Origin of the sequence: Hyphomicrobium sp. D-2 (assembly GCF_029872155.1) — a bacterium.
Classification (GTDB): domain Bacteria; phylum Pseudomonadota; class Alphaproteobacteria; order Rhizobiales; family Hyphomicrobiaceae; genus Hyphomicrobium_A.
Genome location: NZ_JARXLA010000002.1, coordinates 716,484 through 735,300 on the forward strand (window position 1 = coordinate 716,484; position 18,817 = coordinate 735,300).

At 62.1% G+C, this 18,817-nt stretch carries 21 protein-coding genes; 13 read left to right on the forward strand and 8 right to left on the reverse strand.

What is annotated here, in order from left to right; translation table 11 throughout:
* The first annotated feature begins 70 nt into the window (after window positions 1-70).
* The 3 genes from queE (at window position 71) to queF (ending at window position 1,662) form a co-directional block, all read left to right on the forward strand.
* Window positions 71-697 (forward strand): 7-carboxy-7-deazaguanine synthase, encoded by a 627-nt coding sequence (gene queE, locus QEZ49_RS05180; protein WP_280384800.1) that lies wholly within the window; start codon window positions 71-73, stop codon window positions 695-697.
* 110 nt (window positions 698-807) lie between these two features.
* Window positions 808-1,194: a 6-carboxytetrahydropterin synthase gene (locus QEZ49_RS05185; RefSeq protein WP_280384802.1), complete on the forward strand. Its 387-nt coding sequence runs from the start codon at window positions 808-810 to the stop codon at window positions 1,192-1,194.
* Window positions 1,195-1,200: 6 nt separating this feature from the next.
* Entirely contained in the window at window positions 1,201-1,662 is a 462-nt protein-coding gene (gene queF, locus QEZ49_RS05190) for a preQ(1) synthase (RefSeq protein ID WP_280384804.1), read from the forward strand.
* 57 nt (window positions 1,663-1,719) lie between these two features.
* Here queF and QEZ49_RS05195 read toward each other — a convergent pair whose 3' ends face one another.
* Window positions 1,720-2,562 (reverse strand): SH3 domain-containing protein, encoded by an 843-nt coding sequence (locus QEZ49_RS05195; protein ID WP_280384805.1) that lies wholly within the window; start codon window positions 2,560-2,562, stop codon window positions 1,720-1,722.
* A 315-nt stretch (window positions 2,563-2,877) separates the two neighbouring features.
* On the opposite strand from QEZ49_RS05195, the gene QEZ49_RS05200 reads away from it, so the two are divergent.
* Both QEZ49_RS05200 and QEZ49_RS05205 read left to right on the forward strand, forming a co-directional pair.
* A complete protein-coding gene (locus tag QEZ49_RS05200; RefSeq protein ID WP_280384808.1) occupies window positions 2,878-4,467 on the forward strand; it encodes a L,D-transpeptidase family protein in 1,590 nt (529 codons plus the stop codon).
* A gap of 71 nt (window positions 4,468-4,538) precedes the next feature.
* Window positions 4,539-5,030: a hypothetical protein gene (locus QEZ49_RS05205; RefSeq protein ID WP_280384809.1), complete on the forward strand. Its 492-nt coding sequence runs from the start codon at window positions 4,539-4,541 to the stop codon at window positions 5,028-5,030.
* A 14-nt stretch (window positions 5,031-5,044) separates the two neighbouring features.
* Here the strand turns inward: QEZ49_RS05205 and yidD are convergent, their stop codons facing one another.
* The 7 genes from yidD to lepB form a co-directional block, all read right to left on the reverse strand.
* Window positions 5,045-5,458 (reverse strand): membrane protein insertion efficiency factor YidD, encoded by a 414-nt coding sequence (gene yidD / locus QEZ49_RS05210; RefSeq protein ID WP_280384812.1) that lies wholly within the window; start codon window positions 5,456-5,458, stop codon window positions 5,045-5,047.
* Window positions 5,458-5,763 (reverse strand): hypothetical protein, encoded by a 306-nt coding sequence (locus QEZ49_RS05215; RefSeq protein ID WP_280384813.1) that lies wholly within the window; start codon window positions 5,761-5,763, stop codon window positions 5,458-5,460. The genes yidD and QEZ49_RS05215 overlap by 1 nt, the downstream gene beginning before the upstream one ends.
* Window positions 5,764-5,856: 93 nt before the next feature.
* Window positions 5,857-6,765, reverse strand: a complete 909-nt coding sequence (locus QEZ49_RS05220) for an EamA family transporter (protein ID WP_280384815.1) — start codon at window positions 6,763-6,765, stop codon at window positions 5,857-5,859.
* Between the two features lie 201 nt (window positions 6,766-6,966).
* Window positions 6,967-8,961 carry a threonine--tRNA ligase gene (gene thrS, locus QEZ49_RS05225; protein WP_280384817.1) on the reverse strand — a complete coding sequence of 665 codons (1,995 nt, stop codon included), beginning with the start codon at window positions 8,959-8,961 and terminating at the stop codon, window positions 6,967-6,969.
* Between the two features lie 275 nt (window positions 8,962-9,236).
* Entirely contained in the window at window positions 9,237-10,178 is a 942-nt protein-coding gene (era, locus tag QEZ49_RS05230) for a GTPase Era (RefSeq protein ID WP_280384819.1), read from the reverse strand.
* Window positions 10,171-10,899 carry a ribonuclease III gene (gene rnc / locus QEZ49_RS05235; protein ID WP_280384821.1) on the reverse strand — a complete coding sequence of 243 codons (729 nt, stop codon included), beginning with the start codon at window positions 10,897-10,899 and terminating at the stop codon, window positions 10,171-10,173. The genes era and rnc overlap by 8 nt, the downstream gene beginning before the upstream one ends.
* 84 nt (window positions 10,900-10,983) lie before the next feature.
* Window positions 10,984-11,745 carry a signal peptidase I gene (gene lepB, locus QEZ49_RS05240; RefSeq protein ID WP_280384823.1) on the reverse strand — a complete coding sequence of 254 codons (762 nt, stop codon included), beginning with the start codon at window positions 11,743-11,745 and terminating at the stop codon, window positions 10,984-10,986.
* 653 nt (window positions 11,746-12,398) lie between these two features.
* On the opposite strand from lepB, the gene gdhA reads away from it, so the two are divergent.
* From gdhA to QEZ49_RS05280, 8 genes are all read left to right on the forward strand, one after another.
* A complete protein-coding gene (gene gdhA, locus QEZ49_RS05245; RefSeq protein ID WP_280384825.1) occupies window positions 12,399-13,742 on the forward strand; it encodes an NADP-specific glutamate dehydrogenase in 1,344 nt (447 codons plus the stop codon).
* A 516-nt stretch (window positions 13,743-14,258) separates the two neighbouring features.
* A complete protein-coding gene (locus QEZ49_RS05250; protein WP_280384827.1) occupies window positions 14,259-15,137 on the forward strand; it encodes a TIGR01459 family HAD-type hydrolase in 879 nt (292 codons plus the stop codon).
* A 237-nt stretch (window positions 15,138-15,374) separates the two neighbouring features.
* Window positions 15,375-15,680: a hypothetical protein gene (locus QEZ49_RS05255; RefSeq protein WP_280384829.1), complete on the forward strand. Its 306-nt coding sequence runs from the start codon at window positions 15,375-15,377 to the stop codon at window positions 15,678-15,680.
* Between the two features lie 180 nt (window positions 15,681-15,860).
* Window positions 15,861-16,013 (forward strand): hypothetical protein, encoded by a 153-nt coding sequence (locus QEZ49_RS05260; RefSeq protein WP_280384831.1) that lies wholly within the window; start codon window positions 15,861-15,863, stop codon window positions 16,011-16,013.
* A 139-nt stretch (window positions 16,014-16,152) separates the two neighbouring features.
* Window positions 16,153-16,581 (forward strand): ketosteroid isomerase-related protein, encoded by a 429-nt coding sequence (locus QEZ49_RS05265; protein WP_173953813.1) that lies wholly within the window; start codon window positions 16,153-16,155, stop codon window positions 16,579-16,581.
* 28 nt (window positions 16,582-16,609) lie between these two features.
* Window positions 16,610-16,984 carry an aspartate 1-decarboxylase gene (gene panD, locus QEZ49_RS05270; protein WP_068463133.1) on the forward strand — a complete coding sequence of 125 codons (375 nt, stop codon included), beginning with the start codon at window positions 16,610-16,612 and terminating at the stop codon, window positions 16,982-16,984.
* 195 nt (window positions 16,985-17,179) lie between these two features.
* Complete coding sequence (locus tag QEZ49_RS05275) at window positions 17,180-17,770, forward strand: GNAT family N-acetyltransferase (protein WP_280384835.1); 591 nt, start codon at window positions 17,180-17,182, stop codon at window positions 17,768-17,770.
* Between the two features lie 69 nt (window positions 17,771-17,839).
* Window positions 17,840-18,748: a carbon-nitrogen hydrolase family protein gene (locus tag QEZ49_RS05280; RefSeq protein ID WP_280384837.1), complete on the forward strand. Its 909-nt coding sequence runs from the start codon at window positions 17,840-17,842 to the stop codon at window positions 18,746-18,748.
* Window positions 18,749-18,817: the final 69 nt, after the last annotated feature.

Here is an 18,817-nt window from a genome sequence, read left to right on the forward strand (position 1 = left end):
ACGTCGCGGCAGCGCCAACCGGCAGCGGCAGCCTTGAACGGTCCCGTGCGGAGCTTTACGGATCGCCCGCATGTACGCGGTGAAAGAGATTTTCTACACGTTGCAGGGCGAAGGCGCGAATGCCGGTCGCCCCGCCGTCTTTTGCCGTTTTGCGGGCTGCAACCTGTGGTCCGGGCGCGAACGGGACCGCCATAAGGCCGACTGCCAGTTCTGCGACACCGATTTCGTCGGCACCGATGGCCCCGGCGGCGGCAAGTTCGCCACCGCTGAGGCGCTGGCCGCGGCCTGTGTTGCATCAACAGGCGATGCGGGCGCCAGCTTCATCGTACTGACTGGCGGCGAACCTATGCTGCAGGTGGATGCCGAACTGATCGACGCCCTGCACGGGGCCGGGTTTACCATCGCCATCGAGACCAACGGCACCTTGCCGGTGCCGCGCGCCATCGACTGGATCTGCGTTAGCCCCAAGGCTGGCACCGACCTCCGCCAGCGGACCGGCGACGAATTGAAGCTTGTCTACCCGCAGGCGGGACTCGATCCCGCCACCCTCGATGAGGTAGATTTCAGCCACTGCTATTTGCAGCCAATGGACGGGCCGCAGCAGGCAGCCAATACCGCGCGTGCCATCGCATACTGCAAGGCAAACCCCCGCTGGCGGCTGTCGGTCCAGACCCACAAGCTGCTCGGTATTCCGTAACAGTCGCCCGCAGCCCCACCGAGGGACGGACGGCGCTAGATGTTCTCTCGGCGGAGAGCATTTGCGCAAGGCGACTGGAATTAAACGAGAAAATCCCTTAGAGACGCCCCATGCGCATCTACAAAGAATTTCTGTTTGAAGCCGCCCACTACCTGCCCACCGCTCCGCCAGGGCACCCAAACTCGCGCGTGCACGGACATTCGTTCCGCGCGCGGATCACGGTTGAGGGCGCGCCGGGGGCGGATACAGGCTATGTGTTCCACTTCGATGAGCTGTCGCAAATGATGGCCGAGGCGCAGGACGCGCTCGACCATCGGCTGCTGAACGAGATCGAAGGGCTGGAGGCGCCAACGCTGGAGCGCGTCGCCATCTGGCTGTGGAACCGGCTGCAGAACCGCGTGCCGGGATTGGCTCAGATCGAGATCGCGCGCGATAGCTGCCGCGAGGGCGCGATTTATTGCGGTCCCTCGCCGGCAACGCGCATTGCGGCGGAGTAAAGCCAGATGGCCGACGAGAAACTTGCCGTCACGCAACTGGGGCAAATGACGGCCCTGCCGGAAAGCCCGGAAGCGGCCGTGCTGGAGCGGGTGCCGAACCCGCATCCCGATGCCCGCTATGTGGCCCGCTTCACCGCGCCGGAGTTCACCTCGTTGTGTCCGGTAACCGGCCAACCGGATTTCGCGCACATCGTGATCGACTACGTGCCGGGCGACTGGCTGGTGGAATCAAAGTCGCTGAAGCTTTATCTCGGCGCGTTTCGCAATCACGGCGCGTTCCACGAGGACTGCACTGTCGCGATTGCCAAGCGGCTGGTGGAGCTGCTGGAGCCGCATTACCTGCGCATTGGCGGTTATTGGTATCCGCGCGGTGGCATCCCCATCGATGTGTTCTGGCAGACGGGAACGGTGCCGGAGGGCGTCTGGCTGCCGGATCAGGGCGTACCGCCCTATCGCGGTCGCGGCTGAGGCACGCTTTTACGCCTGCCTCCCCTTCGCCCGCGCCGCCTCGCGCCCCCGCAACGTTCAATCGTCCTCGTGGCAGCCTTCGGCAGCGCTCCACACCTGACCGCGCGGGCAGCCCTTGTTCAGCGCCTTGCGCTGCTCACCCGACAGGGAAGATTTTGCCTGCTGTGGCGGCGGCTTGTAGCCCTGAACGCACTTACCACCCTCGGGTCGGAAGCCGGGGCCGCAATAGCCCGCCGCAGCGCTTTTCTTGATGCACTTGCCGTCGATGCGCACCTGCCCGCTGGAACATTTGGCGCGCGCCTGTCCCGTTGCGGCGGCCGCCCGTGGCGCTGGCTTCTTGACCGTGCAGGTCTTGAAGATGTCCGGCCGCTCAGCGCCGGTCGAACAGAGAATGCCGCCCCACTGGTAACCCGTCTTGCTGCCTGAACTGAAGGCGATCTTGAACCAGGGAAAACCGTTCTCAACCACCTCCGTGCGCGCCATCAATATAACGGGCTCGCCCTCGCTCAGGCTGGCAACCTTGCCGTGGTTCTGCCCCGGCCCGTCGCGCACGATGCCACCCCAGCTTGCCGCCGGGATGGGAAGATCATCCTGCGGGGCACCAACCGTCGCTTCCGGTATCGGCGCTTCTGCAGCCGGTTGCGCTTCGCTGGAAAGGCTCTTGATGTAGGCGCGGGCGAGATCGGCATGGAAGCCGGTCGGGAAGTTGGCGAGAAAAGCGTTCCAGGCATCCGCGGTGCCGAGCTCCTTGGCGGCAGCGAAAGCATCCTTTTCAGCGTTGCTCTCCGCCTGGGCCAAGGCAGGAGTGCTAAACGGAGCGGGGAGAACAGCACCTGCCAGAACAAAAGCTGCGGTGCCGAGAGCCGCCGCAATGACTGACCACGACAGCGCTGTTTTCACCGCAATGCCCCCAAACCTGAAGCCGAAGCTTTGCGCCTAAGTTCGATGGCCGGCAAGCTTGTTTATCAGTTAGCTGACTTATTTTCCGCTGACGACCTCGCGCCAGCAACATTTGAGTGGCGTGCTATTCAGAAGGCGTCGTCGTCGGGCTAACGCCCGTTCACAAGCCCGCGATCCGCCGTTCCAGGTCTCGGGCTGCCGCTCTAGCCCTTTGATGAGACCAATGATTTACGCTTCAGACTGACCGGGGCCGGGGCGATCATGGTCTAGCCAGATTGCCATGGCTCAGTTAGCCTTGAGCGGTGTGGAGGGGGAATGATTCGCTTAGCTTTTCTCATGCTTGCTGCAGGCTCGGCGCTGCTCGCTGCCGCCCCTTCGGCCGTCGCCGTGCCCTCGATGTCCGAGGAAGCCATCGCCACCGATCCGGCGATCACGCCGCCGATGCTGCCGCCCACCGACACCAATCCCGTCGCCAGCGCAGTACGTTCAAAGCTGAACGCGCTGCCGGTTGAAGGCTCGGCTGAGGAACTGAAAGAGCGCAGCGTCCTGTCCGACGTGTATGCCGCGCGCAGAGACGTGCCGATTTGGCTGACCGAAGGCGGTCTGACAGACCGCGGCGCCGCGCTGGGTGCCGAAATTCTGAAGGCCGCCGACTGGGGGCTGAACCCCGCCGATTTTCATCTGCCGGTGATCCCGCCGCCGTCGAAGCTCGACGCTGCGACCCTGGGCAAGGCCGATGTCGAAATCTCCAAGGCGCTGCTGAAGTACGCGCGCTATGCCCGCGGCGGCCGCATCACCGCGCCGTCGATCCTGCTCAATTCCAATCTCGATCGCCGTCCGCAGTTCCTGGACGCCGAGACTGTTTTCCGCGACGCCATCGCGACGTCCAATCCGGCTGAATACCTGCGCAGCCTGCACCCGCAGCATCCCCAGTTCCAGAAGCTGCGCGAGCTTTATGTTGCCAACCGCACCAAGCCGCTGGGCAAGCGCATTCTGGCCAACATGGAACAGTGGCGCTGGATGCCGGCGGATCTGGGCCAGATGCATGTGATGGCCAACGTGCCCGAGTTCATCATCCGCGTGTTCAAGGATGGCGATACCGTTCACACCGAACGCATCGTGGTTGGCGAAACCGACAAGCAGACCACCATCTACACCCGCCCGCTGCGGGCCGTGGTTTTCAAACCGATGTGGCGCGTGCCGGAATCCATCAAGGTGAAGGAGCTGCAGCCGGACCTGCGCCGCAACGCCAGCCTGTTCCGTCAGCACGGCCTGCAGCTGGAAACGAAGGACGGCGCGCCGATCGATTATCGCTCGATCGACTGGCACACGGCGGACATCCGCAAATATGAGGTGGTGCAGCCGCCCGGCCCCAAGAACGTGATGGGCGTAGTGAAGTTCACCTTCCCGAGCCAGCACACCATCTTCATGCACGACACGCTGGACAAATGGATGTTTGCGCAAAAGGTGCGCACGCTGAGCCACGGCTGCCTGCGGCTGCGCAACCCGATGAAGATGGCCGAGGTCATCCTGGGCGAAGACAAGGGCTGGGACGCTGACACCGTGCAATCCAAAATGAAGACCGGACCGCGCGATCAGGAAATCATGCTGGAAAAGCGCATCCCGATGCACATGGTCTATTTCACCACCTGGGTGGATAGCGACGGGAAGCTGCAAACATTCAGCGATATTTACGGCCACGAAAAGCGCATCTCGCTGGCGCTTGACGGTAAGTGGGATGAAATCGATGTCGGCCGCGATCATCTGGCGCCTGTAGGTGCGGCCCCGGCGAGCAGCGACGGCTTCTCGACGTCGTCGAACCGCCCGACAGCGCAGCAGCGGCAGAAGAAGCAGTCGACGACCATTGTCGATATGGTCGGCAATGCGCTGGGCGGCGGCTTCTGATGCAGTGCGCGGCGCGCTGCCAACTGATGTGGCGGCGCGCACTTCTGGCATCCCTCTGTGCAGCGGTGGCGGTGGCACTGACACCGACATCGGCAAGTGCTGGCGAAGCTGTAGCCGAATTAGGCGCGGCCCGCGTGCGCTACGACACTGCCCGCTGGCAGGCAAACGACCGGCCGGGTCGGATCAACTTCACGCCGCTTGCTACCGCCAAACCGCGCTTGGACCCGGTGGAACTGCGCGTTCTGGAAGATGCCGCGACGTGCTCCGATCTGGCGCGGCAAGCGTTTGAAATTGGCCATTACGAAACCCGTTCGCTTGAACCCAAACCGGTTAGCATCGGCGGCAAAACCGGCGAGCGCTTCGATGCGCACACGGGCTGCCGCAACGCGACGCCGCGCGGCGTTGTCATCTGCGTGAAGGCGGCTGGCCATGCCTATCTGTTGCAGGCGCTGAATCCTGGCTGCGAAGGCCGCAACCTTTTTTCCGGCATCGATCCTCTGGAAGAAATTGCCGGCGGGATCAGCTTTGTGGCTAACGATCCGCGTGAGGCCTCTGCCCCATAGCGCCACAGCGCTCGCTACGACTTCTCGGTCCGAACGGAGCGCACAAAAAAGCCGTAACGCTCCAAAATTGCAGGCGACAGCTCCTCTTCGGCAAAAACAGTTCCGTCAGAGCATCGCAGTTCAATTTTCTCGTCAGCGTTCAATCCAACCCGGAAATTTCCGCAACATCGCCGGATTTGCGCGCTGGCCAGCGGCATGCCAATCGACCATCCGTGTTTGCGAATAACGGCGGCTGATCGATTGCTGCAAGTGGGCGAGAAGAGACACTGTTTCCCCAGCAATGGCGACAGCAGCACCTGATAGAGACCGATGATGCGCAGCATGATTTGAGCAGCGATCACGTCGAACCGCTTACCGAACTTGATGGATGCCGCACGATGGAATGCGCCAACAAGCGCGCGCCGCAGACTGGATGCAATGACGCGCATTAAACGAGCGCCGCCGTACCCCAAGCATAAACTTCGATGTTGGACTTCGCGCCACCGCACCCGGGCGATGCCGAAACACGGTGCATGTAGGATATGTGCAGCACTGCGTTGCCGCCACGCTGTTGGGCCTGCACCTGAAGGTCATCAGTAGCTTCTTGTATGGCTTGCGCAATGGGCAGCCCGCCGCTGCAACCCGCCTCCTGGCGCGAAACTACGGCGAAGACCAATCCGATCGGTTGATACGGCAGATTTATGTTTCCGGCCGCCGTTAAAAGTTTGGGAGCTGCCTTGGAAGCTTTCGCCATCAGAATGCATCTGTCAGTTAAATTCTTTTCAGCACAACCTACGCGTCAACCTGCTCGAGTCAACCGCGCGCACTGCGTCGCGATCGGTTGGCTTTAAGCAGCGGGCGGGGTGCGGGCACCGCGGATGGCAGCGAAGCGTGGCCACAGCACGTTGAGGCACAGCCCCGCCATCACCAGCGCCGCCGCGCCCAGCTTCCAGTCCTGCAACGGCTCAGCCAGCCACAGCGCCGACGCGGCAATGCCGAACACCGGCACCAGCAGCGACATCGGCGCAATCGTTGCTGCCGGATAACGCGACAGCAGCCAGCCCCAAATCGCGTAGCCGAACAGCGAATTGCCGATGGCCTGATAGGCGAGGACGGCAGCGGTGTTGAGATCGGCGTGAGCCAGCCCTTCGCGGATCGCGGGCACACCTTCAAATATCAATGACATCAGATAAAGCGGCGGCGCCGAGAAGATGCTGCCCCACACCACATAGGCCAGCATGTTCACACCCGGCGTTGCGCGCACGACGATGTTGCCGATGGCCCAGCTCAGTGCCGCGCTCAGCACCAGCGCAAGGCCAAGCGGCGTGGTCGATCCATCGGTATGCGATAGAATGATGCCGATGCCGAAGGCGGCCAGCAGCAGCGCCGCGATCTGGAACGGGCGCACCTTCTCGCCGGTCATGGCGGCCGCGATGCCGATGGTGAAGAACGCCTGCAACTGGATGACCAGCGAGGCGAGCCCCGGCGTGATGCTGCCGCTCATGGCGAGGAACAACAGCCCGAACTGCCCCGCGCCGATGAACAGGCCATAGGCGGCAAGGTTGCGCCACGGCACCGGCGGACGCTTCAGGAACAGGATGGCGGGGAACACTACGAAGGTGAAACGCAGCGCCGCGAACAGTAGCGGCGGCAGGTCATCCAGCCCCATCCGGATGACGACGAAATTCGAGCCCCACACCGCCATCACGGCGAGCGCAAGCAATCCGTCACGCAGGGAAAGCGGCTTTGCGGGCATGGGCTGTTCTTTGCGCCGAAGTGGGGTCTGGTCCGAGGCGGAGCGCTATAGGAAGCGGCGCAGGGCTTCGAAGCAGATGCGGGCGGAATGTTGCACAGCCCGAATGAAAAAGCGCGGCGGCATAGTTGCCACCGCGCCTGATCTTTAGTCGATGTCCGGGCTGAGTGAGTTAATGCCTCACGTCCAGCACGCACTGTCTGCTCAACTTTCGTCGCGCATATCCGGCGGCGTTGCTTCGGCCTTCAGGGCGGCAAGGGCTTCTTCAAGCGTCATCACCTGCTGCGCCTGCGATCCGAGACGACGGATGGACACCTTGCCCTCCTCGGCCTCGCGCTTGCCGACCACCAGCATCACCGGCACCTTGGCCAGCGAGTGCTCGCGCACCTTGTAGTTGATCTTCTCGTTGCGCAGATCGATCTCGGTGCGGATGCCAGCGGCACGCAGCTTCTCGACCACTTCCACCGCATAATCATCGGCATCCGATACAATCGTCGCGACGACAACCTGCAACGGCGACAGCCATAGCGGGAAGTGACCGGCGAAGTTCTCAATCAGGATGCCCGTAAAGCGTTCCAGCGAGCCGAACATGGCGCGATGGATCATCACCGGAACCTTCTTGTCCGATGTCTCGTCGATGTAGAACGCGCCGAGACGATTGGCGAGGTTGAAGTCCACCTGCGTGGTGCCGCACTGCCATTCGCGGCCGATGGCATCCTTCAGCACATACTCAAGCTTCGGGCCGTAGAACGCACCCTCGCCCGGCTGCAGCGCGGTTTTCACGCGGCCGTTGGAACGCTTCGTCACCTCGTCCAGCACGTCCTGCAGCGCCTGCTCGGCCTTGTCCCACAGTTCATCGGAGCCAACGCGCTTTTCAGGCCGCGTCGACAGCTTGATGAAGATGTCCTCGAAGCCGAAGTCCTTGTAGATCGACAACATCAGGTCGTTGATCTTCAGGCATTCCTGCATCAGCTGGTCTTCGGTGCAGAAGATGTGCGCGTCGTCCTGCGTGAAGTGGCGCACGCGCAGCATGCCGTGCAGCGCGCCGGATGGCTCGTAGCGGTGCACCTTGCCGAACTCGGCGATCTTCAGCGGCAGGTCGCGATAGCTCTTCAGGCCGTGCTTGAAAATCTGCACGTGGCCAGGGCAGTTCATCGGCTTGCAGCAGAACACGCGCTCGTCCGGCAGCGTGGTCGTGAACATGTTCTCGCCGTAGTTTTCCCAGTGACCGGAAAGCTCCCAGAAGTGCTTCTCCATCATGTCCGGAGAGTTCACTTCCTGATAGCCATCCTTGTCGAGGCGACGGCGCATGTAGGCGATGAGACTCTGGAATAACGTCCAGCCCTTCGGATGCCAGAACACGCTGCCCGGCGCTTCCTCCTGGAAGTGGAACAGGTCCATCTCGCGGCCGAGCTTGCGGTGATCGCGCTTCTCGGCTTCCTCAAGGCGATGCAGATATTCCTTCAGCTCAGGCTCGGTTGCGAACGCCGTGCCGTAGATGCGCTGCAGCTGCGGATTGTTCGCGTCACCGCGCCAGTAGGCGCCGGCAAACTTCATCAGCTTGAAGGCTTTGCCGATCTGCCCCGTGGATGTCATGTGCGGGCCGCGGCACAGGTCGAGCCAGTCGCCCTGCTTGTAGATCTTCAGATCCTGATCGGCCGGGATCGCATCGACGAGCTCGATCTTGAAGTTCTCGCCCTTGTCGCGGAAGAACTTCTTCGCCTCATCGCGCGACCAGAATTCCTTCGTGAACGGCGCGTTGCGGGCGATGATCTCGCCCATCTTCTGCTCGATCTTCGGGATGTCGTCGGGCTCGAACGGCTGCTGCTTGGCGAAGTCGTAGAAAAAGCCGTTCTCGATCACCGGGCCGATCGTCACCTGCGTGCCGGGCCACAGCTCCTGCACCGCCTCCGCCATCACGTGCGCGGCATCGTGCCGGATCAGCTCCAGGGCTTCCGGATCGGTGCGCAAGATGAACTTGATTTCGGCGTCGGCCGTGATCGGATCGGCAAGATCCGACAGCGTGCCGTTGAGGCTCATGGCCACGGTGCGCTTGGCCAGCGACGGCGAGATGGACTTCGCCACCTCAAAGCCGGTCGTACCGCTGTCGATCTTGCGGTTGGCGCCGTCGGGGAATGTCAGGGTGATCTGGGGCGCCGCAGAAGAATTGGGCGCGGAATCGTGAGCCGTGTCGGCCATGACCTCTCTCCTCTCAATCGCTGCATACCAAGCAGGTAAGATGCGGGCGGTATGTGCGCGCGCGCCGCCGCGATGTCAAGTCGAGAGGTTAATTCGTGGCGGCGCGCTTTTGTTTTGGCACGTGGCGACTTCGCTCCGCGAAGCCGGCCGCCACGTGCGTAACGGCACGGCGCATGTAGGAACTCCGTCCACAAGACGGCTGCCATGAAAGTGATCTTCCGCACGCGGCGGCCGGCTCCCCGCAGGGGAGTCGCCGCGTGCCAGCAAAGAACCTACTATTTCTTGGGCAGTTCGAGGCCCATTTCGCGGTAACGCTCGGGGTCGTCCTGCCAGTTCTGGCGCACCTTCACGAACAGGAACAGGTGCACCGGGCGCTCCAGTATCTCCTGCAGCTCACGGCGTGAATCCATCGACACCTGCTTGATGGTCGTCCCGCCCTTGCCGAGCATGATCGCCTTCTGGCCGTCGCGGGCGACGAAGATCGTCTGCTCGATGCGCACCGAGCCATCCTTGCGCTCTGTCCACTGAGTTGTTTCCACCGTCGACGAATACGGCACTTCGTCGTGCAGGCGATGGAAGATCTTCTCACGGGTAATCTCCGCCGCCAGCAGCCGCAGCGGCGCGTCGGTCAGATCGTCCTCGGGATAGTGCCACGGACCCGCGGGCATCTTGTCAGCGAGATAGCGCTTCAGATCCTCGACGCCGTCGCCATCGGTAGCGGACAGCATGAACACATGCTCGAACGCCGCCTTTTCCTGCACCGCGGTTGCCAGTTCCAGCAGCTTGCTCTTGTCGGTGAGCTTGTCGACCTTGTTCAGCACCGCAATGCGCGGCAGCTTCACATCGTGCAGCTTGGTGAGGATGCTTTCTACCTCGGCATCAATGCCGCGCGCGGCGTCGATCACCAGCACTACGAAATCGGCATCGCGCGCGCCGCCCCATGCTGCTTCCACCATCGCGGTATCGAGCCGCTTCTTGGGCGCGAACAGGCCAGGCGTGTCGATGAAGACAAGTTGGCTGTTGCCTACATTTGCGATGCCGCGCACGGGTACGCGCGTCGTCTGCACCTTGTGCGAGACGATGGAAACCTTGGCGCCAACCATGGCATTCACCAGCGTCGACTTGCCCGCGTTGGGGGCGCCGATCACCGCAATGAAACCGCAGCGCTGACCATCGCCGTCAGCATGGACGGCCCCGACTTCGTCTCCGTCACTCATCGCTTTCCGCTCCTGCCACAACGCCTTCGCGTTTCAATAATGTCTGCGCCGCTGCCTGCTCGGCCGCGCGTTTGGAAGCCCCCGTGCCCTGCGCAGGCGCACATCCGTTGATGCGCACCTCGGACGTAAAGCTGGGGGCATGGTCCGGCCCGGTGCGGCCAATCTCGGTATACTCCGGCAGCGGCAAGCCCCGGCCCTGCGCCCATTCCTGCAGCGCCGACTTGGCATCAGGGCGCGCAGCCGCCGGGCGAACATCGTCCTGATCCTGCCAGAGATGCAGCACCACCGACCGCGCCGCGGGAAACCCGGAATCGAGAAACACTGCGCCGAGCAGCGCTTCCATCGCGTCAGCCAGGATTGTGCCCTTCTCGCGCCCGCCGCTCGACGCTTCGCTTTCGGACAAAATGAGATGTTTGCCGACGCCAATGGCACGCGCCACGTGCGCGCAGGCCTCACCGCGCACCATGCGATTGAAGCGACGCGCCAGCTCGCCCTCGTTCGCAGTCGGGAACTGCGCGATCAGCTTTTCAGCGATCACCAGCCCCAAAACACGGTCGCCGATGAACTCAAGCCGTTCGTTGTCGCTGCGGTGCACTTTGCCGCCGCGCATGCTGGCGTGGGTCAGCGCAACTTCGACAAGCTGCTGATCCCGGAACCGGTGCCCCAGCGCCTTTTCAAGATCTTTGAATTTTCTCGGGCGCAGGATCACGACACGCTGCACGTCCTGAAAGCCATACGGCTGAAAGCAGTTTGGCCGCCGCACAGAGCATTTGCGCGGCGGTCGGGTGGATCGGCTGAACGCAGACTATCGGACCAGCTTGAAGAAACGGTTCCAGCGGATATCCGCCGGCCAGTTCCACGGCTGCCACAGGCTGAACGCGCCCGGCTCATCGACGGCAGCGGAGAAGAAAATGATCTCGGCGCGGCCGATCAGATTGTCATAGGGCACGTAACCAACGCCCCATGTGGCGCGGCTGTCGGTGGAATTGTCCCGGTTGTCGCCCATCATGAAGTAATGGCCCTCGGGAACCTTGTAGGGGCCGACATTGTCGAACGGACCGTTGGGCTCGGCGTCCAGCACGGTATACTTCACGCCGTTGGGCAGCGTTTCCTCGTAGGCCGGAATAGGCCGTGCAGGTCCGCCATCCTCGTGGGTGACGAAATCGCCGATACGGCGCCGCGGCACTTCCTCGCCGTTGATGAACAGCAGCCCGCCGCGAACGTCGATTTCATCGCCCGGCAGACCGATCACGCGCTTGATGTAATCGGTGGAATTATCGCGCGGCAGCTTGAAAACGGCGACATCGCCGCGCTTAGGCTCAGCGCCGAAGATGCGACCCTCGAACGGGATCAGGTTGTAGAACGAATAGCGCGAGTAGCCGTACGACAGCTTCGACACGAAGAGATAATCGCCGACCAGCAGCGTTTCCTTCATCGAGCCGGAAGGAATATTGAAGGGCTGATACGGGAAGGTGCGCACCACCATGGCAATGGCCAGCGCTTCGATGACGATCGTGGCCGTTTCCAGCCAGCCCCCGCCCTTTTTCGTGTTTGCCGATACGGCCATTCAAAGCTCCCAACACGGGCAGACCCGCCTGTACGCCCGAGGGCCGCTATAGCCATTTTGGGGCTTTGGCGCAATTCGTGCCAGCTGGACAAAGACGCCGGGTGTACCGGACAACCAGTCCCCACATTGGTCAGAACGAGAAAGCCGGGCTCAACCCGACGCTTTTGGTATGGGACCGCCGGACTAAAATACGCGCTTGAAAGGCGATCACGGTGGCGACCTGCAGCCGGCATGGCTTCACTCCGCTCACCTGCCCGCCGTTGCCAATCTGCCTGCGCAGATCGCTGCGACTTTTGCGCGCGGAATGGCGTTTGTCATACGGCGGTCACCTCCTGCCCTGTCTCGCTGGCAACGACCCAACCTGCCCACCTGACGAGCGATAAGCCCAAAATTCAGCCTTTGCTGCGCCGCCGCATCCGCCTCGTGCTGCCCGTTAACTGCTCATATCGCACGAAATAACAGCAGAAATAGATTGCGAAGGGGACAGTGGCGGGCCATTAGCTAGCCGTTCGCACACCGATACTGCCTCGCCGAGCCAGTCGACCCCGCACGATTAATCCGGCCCTGAGTGTCGCCACTGTCCGCGGACGTCACCCGGCGGCCGGACCCTTCCGGCTGCCTTTGAGAATGTCAGTTAGGCTGGGACAAGAACAATGCTCGATGAGAAACTTGAGCCGATTTACGCCGACGTGCTGCGCCGCAATCCTGGCGAGGGGGAATTCCATCAGGCCGTCCGCGAAGTGCTGGACAGCCTTGGTCGCGTCGTCGCCAAGCATCCGCACTATGCACAGGGCGCTCTGATCGAACGCATCTGCGAGCCCGAGCGCCAGATCATCTTCCGCGTGCCGTGGGTGGACGACAAAGGCCAGGTGCATATCAACCGCGGCTTCCGCGTACAGTTCAACTCGGCCCTCGGCCCCTACAAGGGCGGCATCCGCTTCCATCCCAGCGTGATGCTTGGAACCATCAAGTTCCTGGGCTTTGAGCAGATCTTCAAGAACGCGCTGACCGGCATGCCGATCGGCGGCGGCAAGGGCGGTTCGGACTTCGACCCCAAGGGCCGCAGCGACAACGAGATCATGCGCTTCTGCCAGTCGTTCATGACTGAGCTGGGCCGTCATCTCGGCGAATACACCGACGTGCCTGCGGGCGACATCGGCGTCGGCCAGCGCGAGATCGGCTACATGTTCGGCCAGTACAAGCGCATGACCAACCGCTATGAGTCGGGCGTGCTGACGGGCAAGGGCCTCATCTGGGGCGGCTCGCGCGTGCGCACCGAGGCGACCGGCTATGGCTGCACCTACTTCGTCCAGCGCATGCTGCAGACGCGCGGCCAGGATTTCGACGGTCGCACGGTTTCCGTTTCCGGTGCCGGCAATGTCGCCGTCTACACCATCGAGAAAGTTGCTTCGCTCGGTGGTCGCGTCATCGCCTGCTCGGATTCCGACGGCTACGTGGTCGAGAAAGACCGGATCGACCTTGCTCTTCTGAAGGAGATCAAGGAAGTGCGCCGTGGCCGTATTGCCGACTATGCCGCCGCGCGCGGTTCGGAGGCTACGTATGTCCAGGGCGGATCGATCTGGGATGTTCCGGTTGACGTTGCGATGCCTTCGGCGACGCAGAACGAGCTGAACGGCCAGAACGCTGCAACCCTGATCCGCAACGGCGTCATCGCCGTCGGTGAAGGCGCCAACATGCCTTCCACGCCGGAAGCCATCCGCGCATTCGTCGAGGGCAAGGTGCTGTTCGGACCGGGCAAGGCCGCCAACGCCGGTGGTGTTGCCACCAGCGCGCTCGAAATGCAGCAGAACGCGTCGCGCGATTCCTGGACCTTCGAGGCCACCGAAGCGCGTCTCGCCAACATCATGCACAACATCCACGACACCTGCGCCAACACGGCAAAGGAGTATGGCGACGAGGGCAACTACGTGCTCGGTGCCAACGTGGCGGGCTTCACGCGCGTTGCCGAAGCCATGCGCGCTTTCGGCGTGATCTGATCGCGCTGCAACGGCGACAAGCTGTTGGTTGCAAAATATGACGCGTCCGCTTCGGCGGGCGCGTTTTTTTATTGCGATGCAGCTACCCGTGTCTGGATTACATTACGCGCCTGCGCACCGCGGGCAGCGATCATCATCCAGTTTGCTGACAAATCGCGCTGACGCGCAAACTACAGGCGCATCGTATTGCGATGTACAATCACCACGCATGCTCAGCCCCCTGCTCTGATCAGATGCTGATGCGCGGTCGCCGCCAGCTTCATCGCACAGTCAAGCAACCAACGTGTGACGTCGGCCAGATCGTTACGCGGCGGCGCAACATCGTGCGCTGAAGCCATCCCCGACCTCACCGAAAGTAAACGCACCCGCACAAATGCTGTGCAATCCGTCAATGCACTTCGAAAAGCGCGGCAGTCGCAGCCACTAGCCTTTGCGCGCAAAATAGTGAAACTAGCTCTGCCCCTTGTTTGAAGCCGCCCCCGCCCCGCGACCCATCGCAAAGAGTGCCCCCCTCACATGACCCAAAATCTTATTGCGCCACCGATACTCGCCCATGCCGGTGCGTTGTTGAGCAACTATGACGTGATCTTCTGCGATGTCTGGGGTGTGCTGCACGATGGGCTGAAGGCATTCCCCACCACGTGCGACGCGTTGCAGCGGTTCCGCAACAACGGTGGCACTGTTGTGCTGGTTTCGAATGCGCCGGTTCCTGGCCCGCGCGTCTCCGCCATGCTGGAAAGCCGCGCCGTGCCGGACGACACATGGGACGACATCGTTTCATCGGGTGAGCTTGCGCTACAGCACGCCGACGCGATGGGCTATCGCACCATCTATTGCATAGGCCCGACGCAGCGGGATGCAGCCACGTTCCTGCGCGTCAAGGCGGCCCGCACCGGTTTTGACGAGGCCGAAGCCATTCTGTGCACGGGCCTCAATGACGACATGACGGAAACGGCCGACGATTATCGGCCATTGCTGGAAAAGGCACTGGAGCGCAAGCTGTCTTTCATCTGCGCCAATCCCGACCTTGTCGTCGATGTTGGCGGCAAGCAGTTTCTGTGCGCAGGCGCCATCGCCGATCTCTATGAGCGGATGGGCGGGGAGGTGTTCTGGGCCGGCAAGCCATTCGCCAACGCCTATGAAGCGGCGCACGCCAGCGCGAACAAACTTCGCGGCGCCGAGGTGCCGAAGTCGCGGATCATCGCCGTGGGTGACAGCCTGCGCACGGACCTGAAGGGCGCGGAAGCCTACGGCATCGACGCCATCTTCGTGGCATCAGGCATTCACCGCGAAGAAACGATGGGCGCAACGTCACTGTCGGAAGCAAAACTGCAGAGCCTGTTCGCTCCACCCGCACCGCAACCCATCGCGGTGATGGAAAAGCTTGTCTGGTAACGGCTCGCGGGGATCAGATCACGCATTTGGCGCAAACAAAACAGGTTGCGGGATCAGACGTTTACCGGTCGGTTACCTTAACAGTTCATCATTGTTTGTAGACGCCTGAGACGTCTACCGCCCCCAAGGCACGATCGCTTTTTGCCGGTTTCGGCTTCATCCGGATTTCCGGACTGCAGCCGCCGCCCGATCAGCGACTCTCCGTGGCGGCGCGTGCAACGATGAAAGAGAACACGCATGATGTTCGCTCGCCCCTCCTCACGCCTCCGTCTTCACGCCAGCCGCGCGGAATTGGTTGCAGCAGTTGCCATTGTTGCTTCCGTCACTCTCACGGCTTCGGCGCAGGCCGTAAGCCCGCAAGTCCGCAGCGCGTGCGCCAACGACTACTTCACCCATTGCAGCAGCAATCCGCCGAACAGCCGTGAGACCAACCGGTGCATGCGCGCCGTAGGTGCACGCCTGTCCAAGGGTTGCATCGCCGCCCTCGCCGACGCTGGATACGTGCCGAAGTCGCGCCTTTCGCGTCGCTCCGCCAGCCGCTGAGCAACCAGACCATGGAGGGCAGCCAGACGTCTTCTGATGCCCTCTGACAGTCTGAACTCTGTGTTTGACCGCGCTATCAATACAGCTATTGTCCAGAATGTGGGCGTCAGCCCGCTGGCCACTCGCGGCAGTCCAGTTACGGCAGCCAGTCGCTGACCGCACAGTATTCTGAGTAAAAATATGACCCGTTTCCTGTACGCGATTGAAGATCGGCTCGAAGATGCTGTTGCCGACCAGCGCCTGCCCCGCTGGATCCGGCAGATCACCCGAGCAGCCAGCCGCACGATCGGCGAAATGGGAGATCTGATCTCCCGGCATCGCGGCCACGCCTGATCCGAGCGTGAATCGGGCCGTTGACAGCCTTAATTTCTGGCCGGCGAAAATCGCGCTCAATGTCGCTGCTCGCAGGGTAGCAGTCGGGCGATTGACCTGCTAATGAGCGCTTCCGAACTCGAACCTTTCTGGAGCTGCCATGAGCGACGCCGACAGCACGGCGCGGAACGAAACCGCCGCCCTCATCCGCCGCTATTACGAAGCCTTCAACGGCGGCAATAGTGAAGGCATGATCGCATGCCTCGCCGATGACATCATTCATGATGTCAATCAGGGCGAGCGCCGCGTCGGCCTCGACAAGTTCAAGGCGTTCAACGCGCGCATGGACCACCACTATCAGGAGAAGCTTGAGAACATCTCCGTGATGGTAAACGAGGACGGCACCCGCGCCGCCGCTGAATTCAACGTGCACGGCGTTTACAAGGCCACCGACAGCGGCCTTCCCGACGCCAACGGCCAGACCTATATTCTGCCGGCCGGTACGTTCTTCGCCATTCGCGACGGCAAGATCGCCCGCGTCACCACCTATTACAACCTGACCGACTGGATCGCGCAGGTTTCCGGCTGACCTTCGTTCGCGACAGGACCAACGCCCCATGCTCGTCACTATGCTGAGGTGCAAGCTGCACCGGGCCACCGTTACGGAATGCGACCTGCATTATCAGGGTTCGCTGAAGATCGACGCCGACCTCATTGCAGCCGCCGGCCTGCTGCTGAACGAACGCATTGAGGTCTACAACATCGACAACGGCCAGCGCTTCTCCACTTACGTGATTGAAGGGCCAGCCGGCAGCGGTGTCATCGGTCTCAACGGCGCGGCGGCGCGTATGGCGTGCAACGGCGACAAGATCATCATCTGCGCCTATGGGCAGCTCGATCTTGAGCAGGCCAAAAACCATCACCCGCAGATTGTCCTGCTGGGCGAAGGCAACAAGATCACGGGTGTGACGGACAGCCCGTCGGCCGATTAGGCTGCTCCACCGCACCGCATGAAGCTGATGCCAAATCGCTCCGGGCTGATAAAGTCCGGGGCGATTTGTCTTTCACCCGTCAGAGCACGATGGCTTTGCTCACAATCGCAATGCGGCTCTGGCCAATGATTTGGACCGATCATTCACGCTTCCGACCGATAGGCCGCGAAGCGATCATGGTCCGGAGAACCTGAAATGGCGCTTGAAGTGAAATCCCTCACCGGCCAACAGCTGCACGACGTGCTGCCGGCTTTGGCGCGGTTGCGCATCATCGTGTTTCGCGATTGGCCGTATCTGTATGATGGCACGCTGGAATACGAAGAGAAGTATCTGGCCCAGTTCGCCGCTGCGCCCGGCGCGGTGTGCATCATTGCACAGGATGGCGATGAGATCGTTGGCGCCTCAACGGCCGCGCCGATGATCGAGCACGCCGATGAATTCGCCGAGCCGTTCGAGAAGGCCGGCTTCGACCTCAACAAGATCTTTTACTGCGGCGAATCCGTGCTGCTGAAATCGCATCGCGGTCATGGCCTCGGCCACGCGTTCTTCGATGGTCGCGAGGCGCACGCGCGCAAGCTCGGCGGCTTCACGCACTCCACGTTCTGTCGCGTGGTGCGCCCGGACGATCATCCGCTGAAGCCGGCCGATTATCTGCCGCTCGACGGCTTCTGGAAGAAGCGCGGCTACGCGCAGGTCGACGGTCTGGTTGCCACCTACGACTGGAAGGACGTCGACCAGACGGAAGAAACAACGCACCAGATGCAGTTCTGGATGAAGCCGCTGTGATGCAGCACGCCGATCCGATTGCGCGCGCGATCATCCCTCCGTTGCAACGCCTGAAACTTTGAGAATGTCATGAGCCTTCGTACCACCCTCAAGGCTGCCAGCGCGCAGTATCCAATCGGCCAGCCCGCCAATCTTGACGAATGGCGCCACAAGATTGCGGGCTGGGTTGCCAACGGCGCCGCGACCGGCGCTGAAATTCTGGTGTTCCCGGAATATGCCGCCATCGAACAGGCTGCTGCGCTTGGCGAGCACGTCTACAGCGATCTGGCCGCTACGCTGCATGCGGTTGCGGAGCTTGAGCAGTCGCGCATCGACTTTCATCGCGAACTTGCGATGCGTCACAACGTTTTCATTCTGGTCGGCAGTGGCCCGTCGCGCAAACCGGATGGCCGCTATGTCAACGCTGCCCCGCTGGTGACGCCAAAAGGCAATGTCGGCGTGCAGGAAAAGCTGATCATGACGCCGTTTGAGGTCGATTGGGGCATCACTGCCAGCTCCGACGCACGCGTGTTCGACACCGAGATCGGCCGTATCGGCATCAACATTTGCTACGACAGCGAGTTCCCGCTGCTGGCGCGCGCAATGGTGGAGGCAGGCGCCGAAATCCTGCTCGTGCCATCGTGCACCGAGCGCGTTTCAGGCTATCACCGCGTGCGTACCGGTTCGCGCGCGCGCGCGCTGGAAAATCAGATTGCGGCGATTGTCAGCCCTACAGTGGGTGAAGCGCCGTGGTCGCCCGCAGTCGACTTCAATTCCGGATCGGCTGGCATTTATGTGCCCGCGGAGCAGACAGTTTCCGACACCGGCGTATTGGTGCAGGGCACGATGAACGCACCGGAATGGGTTGTCGGCGAGATCGACCTTGCGCGTCTGCGCCATCTCAGAACGTCGGGCGAAATGCGCAACTACTCTGACTGGTCGAACCAGGCTGGCGCTGCATCGCTTTCCGACAGGGTTGAGGTTATTGCGCTGGCGTAAGCAACAGACGCCCGCAAAATGCGCCGGGAGAATCTCGTCTCCCGGCGCATTCTTGTTTTCATACCAGTG

Excerpts from the sequence above, each read along its gene's own strand:
- queE (WP_280384800.1), top strand. The coding sequence starts at position 71 with ATGTACGCGGTGAAAGAGATTTTCTACACGTTGCAGGGCGAAGGCGCG.
- QEZ49_RS05185 (WP_280384802.1), top strand. The coding sequence starts at position 808 with ATGCGCATCTACAAAGAATTTCTGTTTGAAGCCGCCCACTACCTGCCC.
- queF (WP_280384804.1), top strand. The coding sequence starts at position 1,201 with ATGGCCGACGAGAAACTTGCCGTCACGCAACTGGGGCAAATGACGGCC.
- QEZ49_RS05200 (WP_280384808.1), top strand. The coding sequence starts at position 2,878 with ATGATTCGCTTAGCTTTTCTCATGCTTGCTGCAGGCTCGGCGCTGCTC.
- yidD (WP_280384812.1), bottom strand. The coding sequence starts at position 5,458 with ATGCGCGTCATTGCATCCAGTCTGCGGCGCGCGCTTGTTGGCGCATTC.
- QEZ49_RS05215 (WP_280384813.1), bottom strand. The coding sequence starts at position 5,763 with ATGGCGAAAGCTTCCAAGGCAGCTCCCAAACTTTTAACGGCGGCCGGA.
- QEZ49_RS05220 (WP_280384815.1), bottom strand. The coding sequence starts at position 6,765 with ATGCCCGCAAAGCCGCTTTCCCTGCGTGACGGATTGCTTGCGCTCGCC.
- thrS (WP_280384817.1), bottom strand. The coding sequence starts at position 8,961 with ATGGCCGACACGGCTCACGATTCCGCGCCCAATTCTTCTGCGGCGCCC.
- era (WP_280384819.1), bottom strand. The coding sequence starts at position 10,178 with ATGAGTGACGGAGACGAAGTCGGGGCCGTCCATGCTGACGGCGATGGT.
- lepB (WP_280384823.1), bottom strand. The coding sequence starts at position 11,745 with ATGGCCGTATCGGCAAACACGAAAAAGGGCGGGGGCTGGCTGGAAACG.
- gdhA (WP_280384825.1), top strand. The coding sequence starts at position 12,399 with ATGCTCGATGAGAAACTTGAGCCGATTTACGCCGACGTGCTGCGCCGC.
- QEZ49_RS05250 (WP_280384827.1), top strand. The coding sequence starts at position 14,259 with ATGACCCAAAATCTTATTGCGCCACCGATACTCGCCCATGCCGGTGCG.
- QEZ49_RS05255 (WP_280384829.1), top strand. The coding sequence starts at position 15,375 with ATGATGTTCGCTCGCCCCTCCTCACGCCTCCGTCTTCACGCCAGCCGC.
- QEZ49_RS05260 (WP_280384831.1), top strand. The coding sequence starts at position 15,861 with ATGACCCGTTTCCTGTACGCGATTGAAGATCGGCTCGAAGATGCTGTT.
- QEZ49_RS05265 (WP_173953813.1), top strand. The coding sequence starts at position 16,153 with ATGAGCGACGCCGACAGCACGGCGCGGAACGAAACCGCCGCCCTCATC.
- panD (WP_068463133.1), top strand. The coding sequence starts at position 16,610 with ATGCTCGTCACTATGCTGAGGTGCAAGCTGCACCGGGCCACCGTTACG.
- QEZ49_RS05275 (WP_280384835.1), top strand. The coding sequence starts at position 17,180 with ATGGCGCTTGAAGTGAAATCCCTCACCGGCCAACAGCTGCACGACGTG.
- QEZ49_RS05280 (WP_280384837.1), top strand. The coding sequence starts at position 17,840 with ATGAGCCTTCGTACCACCCTCAAGGCTGCCAGCGCGCAGTATCCAATC.